General features: G+C 64.2%; 13 protein-coding genes. 7 read left to right on the top strand and 6 right to left on the bottom strand.

Annotated elements, in window-relative coordinates:
• Positions 1-167 precede the first annotated feature (167 nt).
• The 4 genes from RAD15_RS26290 to RAD15_RS26275 all read right to left on the bottom strand — a co-directional run bounded on the left by RAD15_RS26290 (position 168) and on the right by RAD15_RS26275 (position 3,937).
• Positions 168-689 (bottom strand): hypothetical protein, encoded by a 522-nt coding sequence (locus tag RAD15_RS26290; protein ID WP_458181103.1) that lies wholly within the window; start codon positions 687-689, stop codon positions 168-170.
• A 65-nt stretch (positions 690-754) separates the two neighbouring features.
• Entirely contained in the window at positions 755-1,570 is an 816-nt protein-coding gene (locus RAD15_RS26285; RefSeq protein WP_458181102.1) for an MBL fold metallo-hydrolase, read from the bottom strand.
• 94 nt (positions 1,571-1,664) lie between these two features.
• A complete protein-coding gene (locus RAD15_RS26280; RefSeq protein ID WP_458181101.1) occupies positions 1,665-3,191 on the bottom strand; it encodes a permease in 1,527 nt (508 codons plus the stop codon).
• Positions 3,188-3,937, bottom strand: a complete 750-nt coding sequence (locus RAD15_RS26275) for an ABC transporter ATP-binding protein (RefSeq protein ID WP_458181100.1) — start codon at positions 3,935-3,937, stop codon at positions 3,188-3,190. The genes RAD15_RS26280 and RAD15_RS26275 overlap by 4 nt, the downstream gene beginning before the upstream one ends.
• Positions 3,938-4,200: 263 nt before the next feature.
• On the opposite strand from RAD15_RS26275, the gene RAD15_RS26270 reads away from it, so the two are divergent.
• The 6 genes from RAD15_RS26270 (at position 4,201) to RAD15_RS26245 (ending at position 10,974) form a co-directional block, all read left to right on the top strand.
• Complete coding sequence (locus tag RAD15_RS26270) at positions 4,201-5,076, top strand: branched-chain amino acid ABC transporter permease (protein WP_458181099.1); 876 nt, start codon at positions 4,201-4,203, stop codon at positions 5,074-5,076.
• Between the two features lie 5 nt (positions 5,077-5,081).
• Complete coding sequence (locus RAD15_RS26265) at positions 5,082-6,233, top strand: branched-chain amino acid ABC transporter permease (protein WP_458181098.1); 1,152 nt, start codon at positions 5,082-5,084, stop codon at positions 6,231-6,233.
• A complete protein-coding gene (locus RAD15_RS26260; RefSeq protein ID WP_197953824.1) occupies positions 6,230-6,988 on the top strand; it encodes an ABC transporter ATP-binding protein in 759 nt (252 codons plus the stop codon). The genes RAD15_RS26265 and RAD15_RS26260 overlap by 4 nt, the downstream gene beginning before the upstream one ends.
• 4 nt (positions 6,989-6,992) lie before the next feature.
• Complete coding sequence (locus RAD15_RS26255) at positions 6,993-7,781, top strand: ABC transporter ATP-binding protein (protein WP_458181097.1); 789 nt, start codon at positions 6,993-6,995, stop codon at positions 7,779-7,781.
• A 76-nt stretch (positions 7,782-7,857) separates the two neighbouring features.
• Entirely contained in the window at positions 7,858-9,696 is a 1,839-nt protein-coding gene (locus RAD15_RS26250; protein ID WP_458181096.1) for an AMP-dependent synthetase/ligase, read from the top strand.
• Between the two features lie 78 nt (positions 9,697-9,774).
• A complete protein-coding gene (locus RAD15_RS26245) occupies positions 9,775-10,974 on the top strand; it encodes an ABC transporter substrate-binding protein (RefSeq protein ID WP_458181095.1) in 1,200 nt (399 codons plus the stop codon).
• A 41-nt stretch (positions 10,975-11,015) separates the two neighbouring features.
• Here RAD15_RS26245 and RAD15_RS26240 read toward each other — a convergent pair whose 3' ends face one another.
• Positions 11,016-12,140, bottom strand: coding sequence for a lysozyme inhibitor LprI family protein (locus RAD15_RS26240; RefSeq protein ID WP_458181094.1), 1,125 nt, complete (start codon positions 12,138-12,140; stop codon positions 11,016-11,018).
• Between the two features lie 175 nt (positions 12,141-12,315).
• A complete protein-coding gene (locus RAD15_RS26235) occupies positions 12,316-13,047 on the bottom strand; it encodes a transglutaminase-like cysteine peptidase (protein WP_458181093.1) in 732 nt (243 codons plus the stop codon).
• A 674-nt stretch (positions 13,048-13,721) separates the two neighbouring features.
• Between RAD15_RS26235 and RAD15_RS26230 the strand changes: the two genes are divergently transcribed.
• Positions 13,722-21,386: a FecR domain-containing protein gene (locus RAD15_RS26230; RefSeq protein ID WP_458181092.1), complete on the top strand. Its 7,665-nt coding sequence runs from the start codon at positions 13,722-13,724 to the stop codon at positions 21,384-21,386.
• Positions 21,387-21,497: the final 111 nt, after the last annotated feature.

The following is a 21,497-nucleotide window of genomic DNA, read 5'->3' as shown; positions in this document are numbered from 1 at the left end:
CTCTGTCCTTCGTTATCGTGGGAGCCTAACACCTCACTCTCACGCACAGCAGCGCGCGTTGTTCAGAGCACCATAGCAGCGGCGGAAGAGGTGCGCTCCCTCTCCCGCTTGCGGGGGAGGTTGCAGCGAGTTTGCCGCCCGATCGATTCAATCAAGATCCATTTGACCTAAGCCTTGCGACGTCTCGCTTTCACATCGACCACCAGCCGCCAGTCAGGCGCCACGGCCGGCTTGACCTCGCCGAGCCAATGGAAGGAATCGTCGGTAATCTCCGTAAAGCTCCAGCGCGTCAGGTCGCCGGCGTCGGTCGCGCCTTCCTGCACGATGTCCTCGCCGCGCGGACAGCCGATCTGCTGGCGGAACACACAGCGCGCGGGATCGAACCAGGAAATCCGCCACGCACCGATGGTCGGATCGTAGACGCGCAGCGTCGTGCCATACCAGTTGCCGGCGACCGGGAAGGCAGGCCGGCCCGCCGGGCGAGGGATGATCCAGACGTCCTGGACGGCGCGTCCCTCCAGAATCCAGCCGAAGTGGATTTCGCCGGTCGCGTCATGTTTCGTTCCATCGGCTCCATGGGCGGTGATCTCGGCATCCCAGTCGCCGACGAAGCGACCGTAAAGCTGCAGCGCCGCGGCGTGCTCGGGGTTCGGCCCATCCGCGTGCAAAAGTCTGACAAGGTCTGTCATGTCGATCTCCCGTTGCGAAGAGACGAGCACGACCGGCCGATAGGCGGCTTGGAGAAAATTGCGGGTCAGACCCCGTCGAGGATGATCACCGTCGGCTTCGATGGCAGCGCGTCCCGCGACATCCGGAATGAGCGCTCGATGCGGTGGTCGATCTCGAACTGCTGGCCGATGCGCCGCATGAAATCGTCGAGCGGGGTGGCGAAGCGGTGCATCGGCAGCACCACCGAGGCGCGCAGGCGCTTGGTGATCTCGGAGACGCCGTCCAGCGACATGGTGTAGGTGCCGTCGATCGGCACCATCACGATGTCGAGCCGCCCGATCTGGGCGAAATGGCTGTCGTCGAGCTTGTGGTGGAGATGGCCGAGATGGCCGATGCAGAGGCCGGCGACCTCGAAGATGAAGATCGAGTTGCCGTCGCGGATCATGTCGGTGCCGGCATCTTCGCCGAAATAGCGGCGGATGTCGGTCGTGACGTTGCGGATGAACGCGTCGCCAATTCGCTCCGATACAATGGCGGGCTTGCCGTCCTCGCCCCAGCCATGCAGCACATGGGGAATGCGCTTGTCGGGATACAAAGAATAGTGCGTGCTGTGCGCCCGGTTCATTGTGACGACGTCGGGCAGCCGTCCGACCTGATAGGCGCCGCTATAGTCGGTGGCGATGCGCAAGCCACCGGGCGTGTCGATGAAGTAGGTGGAATGGCCGGCATAGGTGATCTGGACTTCGGCCGAGCCGGCGACCTGCCGGAACGCGACCGGCATCGCGCGGGGCGCCGCGTTCGCCATCGCCAGGCACTCGCTGCGCTGAGGTGGCTGCTGGGCGAGGGCGGGTGAGAGGACTGCGCCGAACAGCGCCAGAGCCGCCGAAACTATTCGCCACATGAATCCGTCCCCGATGACGCCCACGGGAAGTCTAGCGTGCAATGCAGCGGGTGGCCAATAGGCCGAGATCAACAGCGCGTCAGTGTCGCCCCCGTTACTCCCGCCGCGGGCTGAACTTCCAGGTGACGGCAATGATGCTCGCTGTGATCAGGCCGCTGATAAGGCCGGCGACGGGCAGAGCAAGCAGCAGCGCGGCGGTCGCGGCCCAGCCGATCGAGGAGAAGGCCTCGGCGAAGGTCGCAAGCCGCGAGGAGGTCTGGCGTCGGCGGAATTGGCTGCGCCGGGCCTGCACGCGGAACCAGAATTGGATCGCGGTCGCGGAGGCCGCGCTGATGATGACCGCTCCGCCGCTGACCGCGGCCTGGAATGGCGAGTTAAAGGCGAGTGCGGCGACCAGCGGGCAGAAGATGGCGGCGATCGCGATCAGCACCACCTCGATCTTGGCGCGGATGACGCTGGATGGCGTCAGCGGCGCGGTCGTGACCAGGTCGGGTGCATCCTCGCCCGAAATCGTCAGCCAGGCGAGCCCGCCGGCGAGCTGTCCCGCCGCCATGACGATGACGGGCGTGATCAATGTCAGCGCCGCGGAGCTGTCGGCAAAATTGCGCCAGAGCAGCAGCGCCGGCGGCACCAGATAGAGCAGCTGCATCAGCGTCTGCGAGATCAGCCAGGGATCGCGCCAGAGCAGCACGAATTCCTTGCGGCGCAGGGCCTGCTGGCGCGATCCGCCGCGGAACGGACGCTCCTTGGCGCTTCCGCGTCCGGACTGGCCATGGGCGGCGGCATCGATCGCGGTGTCGGCAAACCGCCCCGAGAAGATCGCCATGACGCTTCCAAGCAGCACCAGCGCCAACGCCAGAAGCAGCAACAGCGCCTCGCTGTCGCCCATGGTTGCCCGCGCCGGCCACCACCAGATGCTGTCGACATCGGGAGCGTAGGCGGCCACCGTACCTGACGTCAGGATGGTGAAGCGCGACAGCGTGCCGTAGGACATGATCGCGGCGACCTGGAGCGCGATCACGAAGCCCGCGCCGATGATCGCAGCCAGGATCTGGGCGACGAAGCGCGTCCGCGCCGGGCCGATCAGGCGGAACAGGAGGATGGTGACGGCGATCGCGATCGCCGCGGCCGACAGGCCCATGGCGACGACCACGCCGAAAGCGGTGAGCCATCGCGCACCGCCGCTGAACACCAGCACGTCGATGAAGGGCGTCGAGAACAGCAGCGCCATCACCGTGATCGCCAGCGCGATCGCGGCGATGCGGACCGAGAACAGATTGGCCAGCGTTGCCGGCGAGGACATGATCAGGTCGAGATCGGCGCGGGCGTAGAACACCCGCGTCACCGATTCGATCGCCTGCGACAGCATCAGCGTCCAGGCCAGGAAGATCGTCGCCGTGATGACGATCAGCGAGGATTTGTCGAGCGGAAGCTGCAGATCGGCGAAGCGACCGATCACCGCCCAGGCCGGCAGGTGCAGGAGGGCTGCAAAGAGGATCAGGCCGATTACGGCAACGCGCTGTCGCTTGCGCCGTCCGCCGGTCATCATGGCGAGCCATTCGCGCCAGGCGAGCCGAAGCTCGTGGCGTGCGAACCAGGAGAGCGCGGTCGCCGAACTCATGCGGCGGCCTGGAGCGTCACCAGCGCGATGAAGAGATCTTCCAGGCTGGTGTCGGCATGTCCGTTCTGCTGGCGCAACTCGGTGAGCGTGCCTTCGGCCACCAGCCGGCCCGAGGCGATCACGCCGATGCGGTCGGCCATGCGCTCGGCCACCTCGAGGATATGCGTGGTCATGATGACGGTGCAGCCGGCGCGGACGCGCTCGCCGAGCAGTCCCTTCACATGGCGGGCGGAGACGGCGTCCAGTCCCGTGAGCGGTTCGTCGAGGATGATGAGACGGGGATCGTGCACCAGCGCGCCGGCGAGAGCGACCTTCTGGCGCATGCCCTTGGAAAAGCCTTCGCAGCGCTCGTGCCGGTGCGGCCCGAGCCCGAGCGAGCCGAGCAGGTCCTGCGCGACCGGTTCCGAGACGGAGGGGGCGATTCCCCAGAGCCCGGCGACGAATTCGAGATATTCGAGCGGGGTCAGCTTGTCGTAGATCATGGGCTCGTCGGAGACCCACGCCATCACCTGCTTGGCGGCGACGGGGTTGGCCAGCGCATCGATGCCGAAGATCGAGACCGCGCCGGCATCGGGCCGCAACAGGCCCGCAACCATGCGCAAAGTGGTGGTCTTGCCGGCGCCGTTGGGGCCGACCAGGGCATAGAATTCGCCGGCGTGAATGGTGAGATCGAGGCTGTCGACCGCCAGACGGTCAAAACGCTTCGTTAACCCTCGGACTTCCAGCGCCGAGTTGTCCGGCTTCATGACGGCCATACCATCCGGTTTTGCATCGCCCGCGACCATGACTTGAAGATGTTTCGGCACCGTGAATCTACGGCCGACAAATTCCGTCATCCGGATTGGACTAAAGGCAAGTCACCGTTTGTTGACAGGGCTTGGCGGTTCAGGCTGAATTGGCGAAGGGACGAATGGCGCTAACGCAGCGAAACAGCTGCGTAGCGACTGGACACAAGATGCGGCAAGGCGGTCAGGACGAACCGCCGGTTGCGTCGGGAGGATGCGCGGCGATGCTGGATTTCGTTCAGCAGCTGGTCAGCGGTGTTGCGCTCGGCTGCGTCTACGGCCTGATCGCGCTCGGCTTCGTGCTCGTCTACAAGGCCACCGAGGTCGTCAATTTCGCCCAGGGCGATCTGATGATGCTGGGCGGCTTCTTCGCCTTCACCTTTATCGGCATGATGGGCCTGAACTACTGGATCGGCTTTGCCGGTGCGGTGGCGGCGATGGCGCTGTTCGGCATGCTGGCCGAGCGCGTGGTGGTGCGGCCGATCCTCGGCTATCCGCAATTCTCCATCATCATGGCCACCATCGGCCTCGGCTATTTCCTGCGCTCGATCGCCGGGATGATCTGGGGGACCGACGACCTGAAGATCGAGACGCCGTTCAGCCAGGGCGTGCTCCGCATCGGCTCGCTGGTGCTGGCCTACGACAAGCTCTCGGTGATCGCGGCGACGATGATCCTGTGCACGCTGCTCTATCTCTTTTTCAACAAGACCACGCTCGGCACTGCGATGCGCGCCAGCTCCGAGAACATGCTCGCGGCCTACTACATGGGCATTCCGGTCAAGCGCGTGGTGTCGGTCGTCTGGGCGATCAGCGCGGCGGTCGCGACCTGCGCCGGCGTGCTGCTGGCGCCGATCACCTTCATCCATTCCAATGTCGGCCTCGTGCTTGGCCTGAAGGCGTTTCCGGCCGCCGTGCTCGGCGGCTTCGGCTCGATCCCCGGCGCCGTCGTCGGCGGCGTCCTGATCGGCGTGATCGAGAGCATGGCCGGCTTCTACCTGCCCGAGGGCTGGAAGGACGTCGCACCCTACCTCGTGCTGCTCACGGTCTTGCTCTTGAAGCCTGAAGGCCTGTTCGGCCTCCACGTTCGCAAGAAGGTCTGAACGCCATGCGCTTCCTGTTCAAGACCGATTATGAGGACGACATCAAGCTGTTCCCACATTCGGGCTATTTCGTCTCCTACGGAATCCTGCTCGCGCTGCTGCTGATCGCGCCTTATGTGCTCTCCAGCTATCTGATGAGCCAGCTGGTCTTCGTCTGCATCTATGCGACCGTCGGCGTGGCGCTGCTGATCCTGACTGGCTTTACGGGACAGGCCTCGCTCGGCCACGCCGCGTTTCTCGCGATCGGCGCCTACACGGCGGCGTATTTGCAGAAGTACAACGTGCCGTTCCCGGTGTACTTCCTCGCCGCCGGAGCTTTGACCGGCATCATTGGCGCGATGGTCGGCTTTCCCGCCCTGCGCCTGACTGGCATCTACCTCGTCATCGCCACCATCTCCTTCGCCCTGATCGTCGAGGAGATCCTGGCGCGCTGGGAGAGCGTCACCAACGGCAATGAGGGCATGCGGGTCAAGACGCTGTCGCTGCTCGGCGTCACGGTGCCGCGCGACAGCCCGACCTTCTATTTCCTCTGCCTTGCCGTGCTGGTGCTGACCATCGTCGGCACGCTCAATCTGCTGCGCTCGCCGACCGGGCGCGCCTTCGTCGCGATCCGCGACAGCGAGACCGCGGCGCGCAGCATGGGCGTCAACGTCGCGCTGTACAAGGTCAAGTCCTTTGCGATCTCGGCGGCGATCACCGGCTTTGCCGGGGTGCTGTTTGCCCACAAGCTCTCCTTCATCTCGCCGGAGATGTTCACGCTGCAGCTCTCGATCGAGTTCATCATCGTGATCCTGATCGGCGGCACCTTCAGCCTGCACGGCGCGGTGCTCGGTGCGATCTTCATCGTGATGATCGATCCGTTCCTGACCTATCTGAAGGACGACATGCCCGGCATCATCGCCGGCGTTGCCGCGACGTTCGGGGCGGGCCCGGCGACCGCGGGCAATATCCAGTCGAAGGTCGCGGCCTTCGCCTCGCTGAACGGGCTGAAGGGCGCGATCTACGGCATCATCATCGTGCTGTTCGTGCTGTTCGAGCCGCTCGGGCTCTACGGCCGCTGGCTGAAGATCAAGCTCTTCTTCCAGCTGTTCCCGCTCTACAAGCGCGCCACCTTCAAGCGGCAGAAGATCTACGTGAAGTCGGAGCGCAACCGATGAGCTATTTCCGCGCCGAGAACCTGTCTCTGCATTTCGGCGGGCTGAAAGCGGTCGATGCGGTCTCGTTTGCCGTGGAGAAGGGCGAGATCCTCTCGATCATCGGTCCCAACGGCGCGGGCAAGAGCTCGATCTTCAACCTGATCTCGCGGATCTACCGGCCGACCTCGGGCCGCATCTTCTTCGAGGACCAGGACATCACGGAGCAGCCGCCCTACGACATCGCCAAGCTAGGCATTGCCCGCACCTTCCAGAACATCGAGCTGTTCGAGAATGCGACCGTGCTGTCAAACCTGCTGGTCGGCCGTCACCGCCACTCCACCACGCAGCTCTGGCAGGAGCTGCTGTTCCTGCCGAGCGTGCGCGCCAACGAGAAGGTGCATCGCCGCCGTGTCGAGCAGGTCATCGAGTTCCTCGACCTCGAGCCCTATCGCGACAAGCTGATCTCGGGCCTGCCCTACGGCGTGCGCAAGGTGATCGAGCTCGCGCGCGCATTGTGCTCCGAGCCGAAACTGATCCTGCTCGACGAGCCGTCCTCCGGCCTGAACGTGGAGGAGACCGACGACATGTCGTTCTGGATCCGCGACATGAAGAGCGAACTCGGCGTTACCGTGCTGATGGTCGAGCACGACATGTCGCTGGTGAACCGCGTCTCCGACCGCGTCATCGCGCTGAACTACGGAAGGGTGCTCGCAATGGGCTCGCCGGCCGAAGTGCAGCAGCATCCCGACGTCGTCGCCGCTTATCTGGGAGCCTGACGCGATGGATGCCGCAGTGACCCCCGAGATCATCCTGAAGCTCTCCAACATCGAGAGCTATTACGGGCCGATCATGGCGATCCGCGGCATCTCGCTGGAAGTGCCGCGCGGCCGCATCGTCACGCTGCTGGGGGCCAATGGCGCAGGCAAGACCACGGTCCTGAAGACCATCTCCGGCATTCTCGATCCGCAGAAGGGCTCGATCGAATTCTTGGGCAAGCCGATCCAGCGCATGGAGGCCGACCGGATCGTCCGGCTGGGATTAAGTCACGTGCCGGAGGGGCGCGAGGTGTTCCCGTTCCTCTCGGTGCGCGAGAACCTGATGATGGGCGCCTATCCGCGCAAGGACCGCGACGGCGTCGCCGAGGATCTGGAGCGCGTCTACGGCTATTTCCCACGGCTGAAGGAGCGCATCAACCAGCCGGCCGGCCAGCTCTCGGGCGGGGAGCAGCAGATGCTCGCCATCGGCCGTGCGCTGATGAACCGGCCGACGCTGCTGCTGCTCGACGAGCCCTCGCTCGGCCTGTCGCCGCTGCTGGTGAAGGAGATTTTCACGATCATCCGCCGCGTCAACGAGGAGCAGGGCATGTCGATCCTGCTGGTCGAACAGAACGCCAAGGTGGCGCTGGAGACCGCGCATTACGGCTACGTGCTGGAGATCGGCCGTATCGTGATGAACGACAGCTGCGACCGCTTGATGCATTCCCAGGACATCCAGGAGTTTTACCTTGGCGCCAAGGAAGCCGGCGCGCGAGGCGAACGGCGCTGGAAAAAGAAGAAAACGTGGCGTTAGATGGGTAACCCCTCCAGCGCATAGACCGCCGGCAAGGCAGGCAGCGGAGGAGATAGGCGACAAGGAGGAGAGGCGCATGGCCCGACCGGCGGTGCTGACGGTCGCTGATACGATCGCAAGGAGCTTCTTGCGCGCCGCGGAGACGCGGGGCGACAGGCCGGCGATCCGCGAGAAGAAATTCGGGATCTGGCAGCCGACGAGCTGGCGCGAATGGCTCGCGATCTCGAAGGAGATCGCCTACGCGCTTCATGCGACCGGCTTCGTGCCGGGCGACGTTGCCTCCATCATCGCCAACGCCGTGCCCGAATGGGTCCATGCCGACATGGGCATTCTGTGCGCGGGCGGCGTGTCCTCCGGCATCTATCCGACCGACGCCTCGTCCCAGGTCGAGTATCTCGTCAACGACTCCCGCACCAGAGTGATCTTCGCCGAGGACGAAGAGCAGCTCGACAAGATCCTCGCCTGTCGCGCGCGCTGTCCCAGCTTGCAAAGGATCATCGTGTTCGACATGGAGGGCCTTAGCGGCTTCTCCGACGACATGGTGATGTCGCTCGACGAGTTCCGCGCGCTCGGCCGCAACCACATGGTCGGCCGCGAGCCGCTGTGGCAGGAGATGATCGACAGCCGTGGTGCCGGCGATCTCGCCGTTCTCGTCTACACCTCGGGCACGACGGGCCCGCCCAAGGGCGCGATGCATGCCAACCGCAGCGTCACCCACCAGATGCGGCACGCCAACGATTTCATTCCGGCGCGGGAGGACGAAGACCGGCTGATCTTCCTGCCGCTCTGTCATGTCGCCGAGCGCATCGGCGGCTATTACATCTCGGTCGCGCTCGGCTCGGTGATGAACTTTGCCGAAAGTCCAGAGACCGTGCCGGACAATCTGCGGGAGGTGCAGCCGACCGTCTTCCTCGCGGTGCCGCGCATCTGGGAAAAGTTCTATTCCGCGATCACCATCGCGCTGAAGGATGCGACGCCGCTCCAGCAATGGGTCTACCGTCGCGCGATCGACATCGGCAACCGCATGGTCGATTGTCGGATCGAGGGCAGGGCGCCGCCGCTGTCGCTGCGCCTCGCCAACCGTCTCGCCTACCGCCTCGCGTTCCGCAACATCCGCCGCATGATCGGGCTCGACCGCTGCCGCGTCGCCTTCACGGGCGCAGCGCCGATCGCGCCGGATCTGATCCGCTGGTATCTTGCGCTCGGCATCGACATGCACGAGCTCTACGGCCAGACCGAGAATTGCGGCGTCGCCACCATGATGCCGGCGGAGCGGATCAAGCTCGGCTCTGTCGGCAAGGCCGTGTCCTGGGGCGAAGTCGCGCTGTCGCCTGACGGCGAGATCCTGATCAAGGGCGACTTCCTGTTCATGGGCTATCTCAACCAGCCGGAGAAGACCGCCGAAGCGATCGACTCGCGTGGCTGGCTGCACACCGGCGACGTCGGCGCCATCGACAATGAGGGTTTTGTCCGCATCACCGACCGGATGAAGGACATCATCATCACTTCAGGCGGCAAGAACATCACGCCGTCCGAGATCGAGAACCAGCTTAAATTCTCGCCCTACATTTCGGACGCCGTCGTGGTCGGCGACAAGCGGCCGTATTTGACCTGCCTCATCATGATCGATCAGGAAAATGTCGAGAAGTTCGCCCAGGACCACGACATTCCCTTCACCAACTATGCCAGCCTGTGCCGTGCGACGGAGATCCAGGACCTGATCTGGCGCGAGATCGAACAGGTCAACGGCAATTTTGCCCGCGTCGAGACCGTCAAGAGATTTTACCTGATCGAGCGCCAGCTCACCCCGGAGGACGAGGAGCTGACGCCGACCATGAAGCTGAAGCGCAGCTTCGTGAACAAGCGCTACGCCGCCGAGATCGACGCGATGTATCGCGAGCGCGCGGTGGCGTGAATCATCCGTTTGAAAACAGCGAAGGAGCCGTGGCCCCCGCCCTTCGCGCAATACGGGCCCCAAGGAGAGGAGACGTCAATGTCGAGATCGTTGAGAGCGTTCGGCTTTGCTGTGAGTGCCCTCGCGCTCACCTGTCTGCCGGCCGCAGCGCAAACCAAGGTCACCAATGAAGGCATCTCGGCATCCGAGATCGTCATAGGCACCCATCAGGACCTGTCGGGTCCGATCAAGGGTTGGGGCGTCCCGGTCTCCAACGGCATGAAGATGGCGGTCGAGGAAGTCAACGCCGCCGGCGGCGTCAATGGCCGCAAGATCCGGCTGGTCGTCGAGGACAGCGGCTACGATCCGAAGAAGGCCGTGCTGGCTTCGCAGAAGCTGATCGAGCGCGACAAGATCTTCGCGATGGTGGGGCCGATGGGCTCGCCGACCGTGCTCGCCGCGCAGGACATCCTGCTTGACGCCGGCGTGCTCCAGCTCTTCCCGCTGACGGCGGCCGAGTTCACCTTCAGGTTCGATCCGGCCAAGCCGCAGGAGCGGCTCAAGTTCAACAATCTCCTGCCCTATGTCGAGAGCACGCGCGCAGCGCTCAAATACATGATCGAGGCGAAGAATTTCAAGAAGCCCTGCATCATGCACCAGGACGACGAGTACGGAAAAAACGTGCTCGACGGCTTCAACCAGCAGCTCGCGGCCATGAAGGTGCAGCCGGCCTCGGTCACCAGCTACAAGCGCGGCGCCTCCGACTTCTCGGCGCAGGTCGCCAAGATGAAGTCCGACGGCTGCGACCTCGTCGTGCTCGGCGCGGTCCTCCGTGAGCCGATCGGCACGATGAGTGAAGCGAAGAAGCTCGGATGGGACGTCACCTTCCTCGGCGCCACGCCCGTCAACGTGCTCGAAGTGCCGGCGCTCGGCAAGGACGTGGTGGAAGGCTTGTATGCCGCTTCGAACTTCGAAATTCCCTATGAAGACACCGCGAAGGGAAAGGTGAAGGACTGGCTCGTCAATTACAAGAAGATGTTTGGCGCCGACGCCAACACCCAGGCCATCATTGGCTACAACGCAGTGATGACGTTCGCGCATTATGCGAGCAAGGCCGGCAAGGATCTGACTGGCCAGAAGATGCTCGACGCGCTGGAGTCCGGCGACAAGTTCCAGGACATCTTCAATTCGCCGCCGACGGTGTTCTCGAAGGCCAACCATCTCGCCACCACCATCACCCAGGTCCAGCAGGTCAAGAACGGCCGCTGGGTGCTGGTGAAGGACAATCTGATGTTCTGATGCGTCCTCGCCTCTCCCCGTAAGAACGGGGAGAGGACCACCTACGATCCCCCGCCTGCGGTGCCCGAATTCACCGGCGCCAGCGCGTCCTCGCGGCATCGCCAGCCGTCGGCGGCTTTGACGAAGGCGAAAGTACGCTGGATCCTGAGGCGGCGCGTCACGTTGAAGGCATCTGCGGAGCGCTCCTTGTTGCCGGCTCCCGGCTGCGGACGACCCGTGCCGGCGTCCCAGCAGGTGCCGGTGCAGGCGGACGCGACCTTGCTGCAGGTGGTGAAGGGCGCCAGCACGGCCATCTCGATTTCGCCCGTGACCTGCGCCTCCTGCTCGGTCACCTGGCTGTCGATGGCATAGACGCGATTGATGCGAAGGAAATTGCCGCAGGAATTGGCCGCGTGGATCCGCGCGGCGCAGAAGTCGACGGCATCGGTATCGGGCAAGCGGGCCGCGACCTGCCGCCCGAACACCTTCCTCGGATCGCCCTTCGCCGCGCGGATATCGTCGCTCTTGTGCTTCAGATTGTCGGCGAGACAGTCCTCCGCGGACTCGAGCTCCTGGAGCGGTACGTTCTCCTTGCCGACGAGATTGCATTTGCGATCGCGCTCCCGCGTCCACCGGCCATATTCGGCGAAGGCGAAGCGCGCCGCGACCGCGTCGAGCTTGCCGATCAGGCCGAGCACCTGGCCGTTCAACTCGGTCTCGGCGAGCGCCAGCGATGGGTCCGCACAGATCAAGGCGCCTGCCGCGGTGTTGGCCGCCAGACAGTCGAAATCCGGATCGCGCACGATCGCGGCGCGCTCCTCGGCGACCTTGAGAAGACACGCCTTCACCCGGTCGAAATCGTCGGTGCGGATCGCGGTCTGGCCGACGATGCCGCAACTGAGGTTGCGCTGGCGGATCCAGATCGCATTCTCCTCGATCGCGGGCAGGCGATCCGGCAGGCGAGCGAGCCGCGCCTCGACCGCCGTGCTCAGCTTCTCGGCGGCGGCGGCAAGCTCGGCATCGCCGCAGAACAATTGATTGCCTGGGTCGCGAATCTGCTGGCAGTTGTTTTTGGCAAACAGCGGCAGCCTGTCGGCGATGGAGCTGTTGGATGGACCGGTTTGCGCGGAGGCCGGTGCCGCCGGCAACGCCAGCAGCGCGAGCACAGACAGCACGATGAACCGCATCCCAGTCATCCCCCAGCACAGCCGCAGCCATGCTAGCAGTTCCGGACCGCGCGGCGAAATGGGTTTGTGATGGGTGGTCGGTGTGAGCCCAGACAGCGGCCCCGGATTTCGCGGAGTCTGTGATCGGGCGGCGCTTCGCGCCGACCCGTTGGCTCCATCCGGGCTACAAGATGGATCAGTGCGCCTCGGCGGCGACCATCGAGAACCGCACGGGTTCGTCGACATATTTCATCACGGCCGACTGATAGAGCACGAACAGCGGCTGGTAGCTCCGCGCAGCGTCGTCTTCGACCATCGCCATGCGGCGATTGTCGAGCATCAGCCAGTGGCCGTCGAGCTTTGCCGCCGCAACCGCATGCTCTTCGCCAGCGCGGGTGTCGCGCACCACGACGATGCGGAGGTCCTCGGTGGCGACGCCCGCGAGCCGCAGCGCCGCCAGCTTGGCGATGGCATAGTCTTCGCAGTCGCCGGCGCCGCGCTCGAAGGTCGCGAGCGGCGAGCTCCAGATGTCCTCGGTGCCGTCATTGGCGGCGCGGATGGCGAGGTTGATGGCGCGGTTGGTCTCGCCCAGCCGGGCGCGGCCGTCGCGGGTGCGGGCCTGGTCGACGATGGCGAGCAGCTTCAGTGCCGCGGGCGAGGCGCAGCGATCCCGGTCGCCATCGCACAGCGCCAGCTGCACCATGTCGTCGTCGAGCCTGGACCTCAGAGCGAGCCATTTCTGTTGCAGGCCGCCGGCGGAGATGGCGAAGGCGAAGACGCCGAACGGCTCGGCGGATTTGCGAACGAGGACTCCGGCTCCCGGCGATAGCAGCGTGCCGGCGCGAAGCTCGGCGGCCGACCCGAACAGGATCAATCCGCACAGGACAAGGATTGCGCGCCAGGCGCGCGAGCGAGCAGCGGTCTCCATCTGACATCCCCTTCCGACTTCGCCAGGTCCCCCTCGACCTGAACGTGCCGGGCTTTGTTGCTTTCGCGGAGATAGTGCGAGACGGGCCGTTTTGTTCTGCTTAACGCGCCCGGCTGAGGTCCCAAAACCGGGGATCAAGCTGAAACGGGGCTGCCAAAATTGCGTAAAATTTTACGAATCGGGGACTACAGGTGCCCAGTTGCCGCGAAAGGGGACCAATTGCAGGCGTAGGTTGTGGAAGTTCCGATTCCGTCGCCCATGGCTAACAACCCGCTATTTCACGGGTTCTGTTAGTTAGGTCACAGATTTTGTCCCTTAGTTGCCACAGGATGCCGTGGGGAACCACGAACAAAAGATGACACAAGTACTGCTGCCCTATCTCTGCAGCAGATTACTTCGAATGACTTGGAATGCCCGCAGATGAGCCAAATTCGACCTCAAGATACTACAAAAATTACTTTGGCTCCTCTCTGGGGACACTGCTCCCCGGCCGTCCCGACCGCCAAGTGACGCGAAATCACACAAGCAATAGATGGTTTCGCTAAGGACTCGGTAATGCTAAGCAAGCTTAAGCGGCCGATACTTCTATAATTATTAACCCTTTTTACGGTGCCCGATTGAATTACGCTGGCAAATTTGACGCCGCGATTTCCTTGGACGGCCAGGGTTCCCGCTTGCCCGGCGGAGGCCATGTCGATTCGTTTGTTGCCAAGGCGCATGGTCATGTGCCGGACGGCGCGTTCGTTGTTCCCGATGCCAACTTGATCTTCTACGGCGAGTACAAGCGCGCCGGTGTCGACCTCGTGCTGTCCCATGACGGTCACGAGTTCGTCGTTCACGATTATTTCAGGGGCGAGAAGCGGGCGGCGGTCTCATCGCCGGATGGTGCACACCTCACCGGCGACATCGTCAACGCGCTCACGGGGCATGTCCAGGTTGCGCAGGCCGCGCCCGGCGCCGCCGTCGCCCAGGTCATTGGTCACGTCACGAAGCTCTCCGGCAGCGCGACCGCGATTCGCAACGGCGTTTCGGTTACTCTGAACAACGGCGACAATGTCGAGAAGGGCGACGTGGTCTCGACCGGCGCCGACTCCACGCTGGGCATCACCTTCATCGACGGCACCGTATTCGGCCTGTCCTCCAATGCGCGGATGGTGCTGAACGAGATGGTCTACGACCCCAACGGGTCGAACAACTCCTCGCTGCTCAGCCTCGTCGCGGGCACCATCACCTTCGTCGCCGGCGAGACCGCCAAGCATGGCGACATGAAGGTCGATACGCCGGTTGCCACCATGGGCATCCGCGGCACGGCGGTGCTGAACTCTATCCGTTTCGTCGTTCCGCCCAGTGGCGGCGATCCGCAGCCGGAGGTGAGTTTCCAGGTGCTGGTCGAGCCGAACGGCACCACCGGCTCCTACATCCTGTTCGACAAGGTCACGCTGCTGCCGATCGCGACGGTCAACCAGGCCGGCCAGATGATCCAGATCAGCGGCGGCAACGTCTCGATCGGCAATGCGCTGTTGTCGCCGGACGTTCAGAAGCTGATCACGGACGTGTTCACGCTGAAATTCACCGACAACAGCAACACCAAGCTGACCACGAACTTCACCGACACGATCACGCAGACCAGTGAAGGACTCGTGATCAAGACCCCTGCGGGCTACATCGCGACCGCGATCTTCACGAACCTCGGTCAGCAGGGATCAGAGGGGCCCAGCAATCCCACGCAGCCCGCCACGCGTATTCCCGGTCAGCCGCTGGCGCAAAGCCTCGATCTCAACGGCAATGTGACGACGGCGTTCGCGCTGACCGAGCGCACGGACACGACCGGCGATACAGTGGATTCCGATACGGTCTCCGGCCGGATCACCTTCGTTGATCAAAACCTGGGCGACCGGCCGACGGTGAGCATCAGCCTCGCCGATGCGCCGAACTACGTCTACAAGACCGCCGGCCAGCAGGACGTCACCGGCTCGCTCACCGATCTCCAGAAACAGGACATCGCGGCGACGCAGATCCAGATCAACGTCGTCGCCAACGGCGGTAACAACAATAACGGCTCGGCGGTCTGGACCTACACGATCCCCGATCACGTCTTCGACTTCCTGGCGGCCGGCGAAACGCTGACGCTGACCTACATGGTCCGCGTCGACAGCAATTTCGTAGTCAGCCCCGAGACCAAGTTCATCCCGATCACGATCACGATCACGGGGACCAACGACAAGCCGGTGATCACCACCGACGTTCCCTCCATCACCTTCGAGGGCGGCACCAGCGTGCCGGGCGGACCGCTCGTCAGCGACGTGCCGACCTCCGGCACGCTGAATTTTACCGACGTCGATCTGACCGACACGCACACGGTGTCCGTGGCGTTGACGAGCGCGAGCCTGCCGGACGGCAGCACCGTTCCGCCGGGCCCGCTCGCGGCGTTCCAGAGCGCGATGTCGGTTGCGATCGCGTCGGGCGCCGACAGCACCGGTGATGGCACCGGCACCATCAACTGGTCGCTGGCCGACCTTCCCGTCTACCTCGCCGACTTCATTCCGAGGGGCGAAGTGCTGACGCTGGTCTACACCGTGACTGTCACGGACTCGCAGGGCGCGATCGGGCAGCAGACCATCACCGTCACGATCACCGGCACCGACGCTCCCGCCGTGGTCTGGATCGCGACCGAGCAGGCCGACTCTCCTTCCGGCGGCTTGTGGAGGGACGCGGCGAACTGGGCAACCGGGACCGTTCCGACCATCGACGATGACGTCATCGTCATCACCGATCAATTGCACGGCCTAACGCCGTCTTTTCCGGCCATGATCGACGCGGCAGCCTTTGCCAGGTCGGTCACGATGAACGATTTCGGCGGCCCGCCGCCGCAGCTGATCAACCAGAGCTCGCTGACCATCGCGGGCGGGCTCAACATGAGCGCGGACTCGATCTTGACCAACGCCGCGACCGGCACGATGTCGGTCGGCGGCCTGGCCGAGATCCTGGACACCAGCGTATTCACCAATGCCGGATACCTGACGCTCAAAGCCGGGGGCGATTTCGCCAGCGGTACCACCATCACCAATTCCGGCACGATCGAGCTGTTCGGCGGCACGCTGAAGACTCTCGCCACGATTCACAATGCGGGCGGGACGCTGAAGGCCGATGCCGGCACCACGCTGATTGTCGACACCGCGACGGTGGACGGCGGCACCGTCACCATTCTAGGCACGCTGGAGCTCGACGGCACCAGCCTGATCGAGAATGGCACGCTGAACAATTCCGGCACGGTCAACGTCAAGGGGACGGTGGAGTTCGCCCACCAAGCCGTTTCCAATACGTCCGGCGGCACGATCAAGGTGCTGGCAAATGGCTGGCTGACGATCGACCAGGGCTCGACGGTGGATAATTCGAGCGGCAATCTCATTGTCGACACCGATGCCGCACTGAATTTGAACGACGCCACGATCAGCGGCGGCGCCATCAAGGGCGGCGGCTCGATCGACGTCACCGGCAATAGCAAGATCGACGGCAATGCGACGCTGAGCAATGGCGACGTCACGGTCGAGAGCGGCGTCACGCTGACGTTCGGCGATGCGACCGTGTCGGGAGGTGCGATCGCCAATCATGGCACCGTCAAGGGCGATGCAAGCAAGAAGTTGACGCTGTCGGATGTGGCCCTGACCGGCGGTGCACTCACCGTCTCGGGCACGCTGGATTCGTCTGGCGTGACCACGGTCACCGATGCATCCATTACGAACAACGGCCTGCTCGAAGCGGTTGGCGGCCTGCTGACGCTCGTCACCATGACCTCGGCCACCATCGCCAACGCCGGTACGCTTCAGGCCAATGGCGCCGAACTCGACATCGACCACGAGGCCGTCACCAACACCGGCACGCTGGCCGCGATCAATGGCGGCACGCTGAAGCTGATCTCGACGACGGTGACGAACGACACCGGCGTGGTTTCGGTCGCGACCGGCTCGACGCTCGATCTGATCGGTGCGGTCATCGACGGCGGCACGCTGACGATCGCGGGCACGCTGGAATCGACCGGCACGAGTGCGATCAACAACGCCGACATCACCAACACCGGCACGATCACCGTCACCAGCGGCACGCTGACGATCGATCCGGTGCTGCTGCACACCATCACCAATCATGGGCTGATCCAGGTCAGCACCGGCGAGCTCGACGTCTCCGGCGACCTGATCGTGAACACGGCCGATATCGAGGCGATCACCCTCGGCATCCTGAAGCTGGCCGACGTCACGATCACCAATGGCGGCGGCACGGTCACGGTCGACGCCACGTCGAAGCTGTACCTGTCCGGCGTCACCTCGATCAACGGCGGATCTCTGACCAACGCCGGCAATCTCTACGGCGTCTCCGGCCTCAACACGATCTCGGCCGCAGTCACCAACACCGGCACCATCGAGGTCCAGGCCGGAACGCTGAACCTCTCCGGCGGCCTCGGCGGCGTGGGCTCGTTGATCATCGATGACGGTGCGACGCTCGAGCTTGCGGGAGCGACGGCTCAAACCGTGACCTTTGCCGGCGGCACCGATACGCTCCGGCTCGACAAGGTCGTCGGTCAGAGCTTTACCGGCACCATCGCCGGCCAGTCGACGAAGGCTGGCGCATTCACCGTGACAGGCTCGGCCGACATCACGACGTCGAGCGGCGATGCGCTTGACTTCACCGCGTCGGGCGGCACGCCCGCCGCGTCCGCCAACATTATTGTCACGACGGCCGGCGCACTGACCGGTGCAGCCAATGGCCTCGTCGTCACGCAGAATGGGACGGGCGATATCTCGCTGGCGGCGACCGGCAACATCACCGGCCTTGCCGGAAACGGCATCTGGCTGCGCGACAGCCTGACTGGCGCCGGTAATATCACGATCAACAACATCAGCGGCAAGGCGACGGGCACCGGCGCCAATTCGGTCGGTGTCCTCGTCGAGAACGGAAACGTCGCCAACGGCGGTGACATCTCGATCACACAGCTCGGCGGTGCTGCCGGCGGTGCGTACGGCATCGATGCGGTCACGGCGGGCAACGGCGACATCACCGTCGACGCGGGCGGCACTGTCACGGGCAGCTCGATCTACGGCATCCGCTCGCGCAGCTACGGCTCGGGCAGCACGAGCATCAGGACGGAGACCGGCAGCGTCGTCACGTCGGGAAGCTCCGGCATCGTTGCCATCAACCGCGCGGAATTGCTCTCGATCTCGGGTCACAGCTCGATCACAGTCACCAACTACGGCACGGTCAACTCCGGCGCGAGCCTCAATCTGAGCGCCAATGCTCCGGCCGGTCTCGAGGCCGGCTACCTCGGTGCGAGGAACGGCTCTGCGGCCAACGCCAGTGTTTACGGCGACGTCGTCGTCAGCAACTACGGCGATGTCACGGCCGCGGGCGGTTACGGTATCCACGCCTTCAATTACGGCAATGGCGACGTTACGGTAAATGACGGCGCGGGCACCACCGTCATCGGTGCCGAGACGGGTATCCTCGTCCAGGAGCTGAGCGGCGGCACCGGCGACATCACCGTCGCGCTCGGCGCCAATGCCTCGGTGAAGGGCACGGCCAGCTACGGCATACTCGCCTACAGCATCGATCAGGGCGACATCGGCGTCACCCTGGCGACGGGCGATAACGTCACGTCGGGCAGCTCCGCCATCGTGGCGATCAACTATGCGGCGGCGATCGCGAGCGGTGTGCACAGCACGATCTCGGTCGTGGCGCACGGCACCATCCATTCCGGCTCCGCGCTGAACAGCGATGGCACCACGCCGGGAGCGATCATCGCCGGCTATAAGCCGGGTGGCATCTCGACCTTCTCGAATGCCGTCAACGGCAACGTCACCGTCGCGAGCGATGCGACCATCACGGCGGATGCCGGCTACGGCATCGAGGCCTACACCTATGGCGTCGGCGATATCACGGTCTCGACCGGTGCGATCTCGCAGATCACCGCCGCAGGGACCGCGATCGGCGCCTTCAATCACGGCGGCGGTGGCGTCAGCGTCACCAACAACGGCTCCGCCACCGGCGCGGTCGGCCTGTCTGCTGTGGCCGCGGGTGCAGGCGCCGTCGCTATTGTCAATAACGGCCATATCACCGGCACCAGCAGCGTCGGCATCAATGTCATTCAGAACGGCGTCGGTGCGACGGGCGATCCGGTCGCGACCGGATCGACGCACATCACCAACGCCGGCTCGGTCGTGGGCGCGACCGGTTATGCGGCGATCTACGTCCAGGAAAACACGACCGGCTCCGCGCTGGTAGACAATTCCGGTACCATCGGGCCCGCGGTCGCCTCGACCGTGACCGCGACGACCTACGCGATCTTCGAAACCGGCGGCGCCATCACGATCAACAACACCGGCTACATCAACGGCAGCATTGCCGTTGCCAGCGGGACTTTCAACAACAAGGCGGGCGGCATCTGGACCGTCGCCGGCAGCAGCGTCTTCGGCAACGTATCCTCGATCGTCAACGCCGGCGAGATCGACCTGCTCAACGGGGCGGCGATTTCCGTGACCGGGCTCGGCATCACCAATTCGAACGAGATCGAAAGCTGGGGCACGGCGTCGATCACGGGCACCATCACCAACGATCACTTCATCGAGGTCCATACCGGAACGCTGACGCTGTTCGGCACGCTGTCCGGCTCCGGCTCGGTCACGATCGACGCCAATGCGACGCTCGAGATCAAGAACGCGGTGTCGCAGACCGTCACCTTCGCCGGCGCTGGCGCCGAGCTCGAGATCGACACCGCGACCTTCGGCGGCTCGATCGCCGGCTTCGCCGCCAACGAGAAGATCGATCTGTCGACCATCGTCTGGGACAGCGGGACCACCGCGACCTATGACGCCGCGACCGGCAATCTCGTCGTGAGCGATACGCACGACCACAGCATCTCGCTCAAGCTGATCGGCAACTACAGCGACACGCATTTCATCACCAGCAGCGACGGTAACGGCGGCACCATCGTCGAGATCGCTCCGGTCGATGAATGGACCAATCCTGCCGGCGGCGACTGGAACACGGCGTCGAACTGGAGCCTGGGCGTGCCAGCGGCCAGCTACGACGTGAAGCTGCTCGCCGCAGGCGAACCCTACACCGTCGACAGTACGACCAACGTCACGATCCACGACCTCACCGTCGCCTCCGGCGTGACGCTGCTGACCGAGCCCGGCACCGTGTTCACCGTGAACGGCGAGGTCGTCCTCGACGGCCTGATCGAGGCCGGCCCGTTCTCCGGAAACGATGTCTCGACCATCGACATCAAGGGCAACGTCACCGGCACCGGCGCGATCGAGATTTCCAACAAGGCGATCGTCGAGATCGACGGCAGCGTTTCCGGGACGCTGGTCAACGGATCGTTCTCGGGGGTCGTCGTCTACTACGACAACGGGCTGGGCACCCTGATCCTGGACCATGCCAAGGATTTCCACGGACTCATCTCGGGCTCGCCTGCCGGGTCGCCGCTCTCGTCCGGCAACGAGATCGACATGAAGGACCTCGCCTGGACGTCCTCGATGTCGGCGCAGGCCGAGTACAATTCGGACACGAACATCACGACCGTCGATTTCTACAACGGCGTGACCACGATCACCCTGTCGTTCCTCGGCAGGGACATCAATTGGCACCTTCAGAGTGACGGTCATGGCGGCACCACCGTTTATGATCCGCTCGCCGACACGCCCATGACGATCGAGAGCGGCACGGTGCTGAACCTCAGCGAGGCGTCCGCACAGGACGTGACCTTCGCCAACGAGAACGGAACCACTGGCACCTTTGCGATCGAGCACGCTGCCGATTTCACCGGCGTCATCAACGGCTTTGCAGGCGACGGCACAGCCGCCAATTCGGATCTCCTCGACCTCAAGGACATCGCCTTCTCGACCCTGACCGGGGTGACCTACACCGAAAACGCCGACCATCTGGGCGGCGTGCTGACGCTGAGCGACGGGACCGACACCGCGACCATCAAGTTTGCCGGGAGCTACAGCATCGACAGCTTCCATTTCGTCAGCGACGGCAACGGCGGTACCCTGGTCATCGATCCGCCCACGGGACCCACCCTCGTCGGGACCGGCGGGCAGGACCAGTTCGCCTTTACGAACTCGACGCTTCCGGTCCAGAGCACGATCGTCGATTTCGAGCTCGGCCAGGACAAGATCGACCTGCGCGAGTTCGCCAACATCCACTCCTTCAGCGACATCGTCATCAGGCAACAGGCCAATGACGCGCTGGTTACACTCGACGATCACCAGTCGATCCTGCTGAAGAATCTCGTCGCGAGCAGCCTTCACGCCAGCGACTTCATCGTTGCGAACCACGCCTGATGGGCGTACCCCCGGCCCGGGCCGCGGCGCCTCGCCGGCGGCGGATTGCGGTATCAAAGGCATCGCTGATTGCGTAGTATCGGCCAGATATCGGACGAAGGCGAGTTGCGG

Source organism: Bradyrhizobium sp. 14AA, from assembly GCF_054185205.1.
Note: the sequence above shows the minus strand (reverse complement) of the source record. Positions and strands in the feature narration are given on the sequence as shown.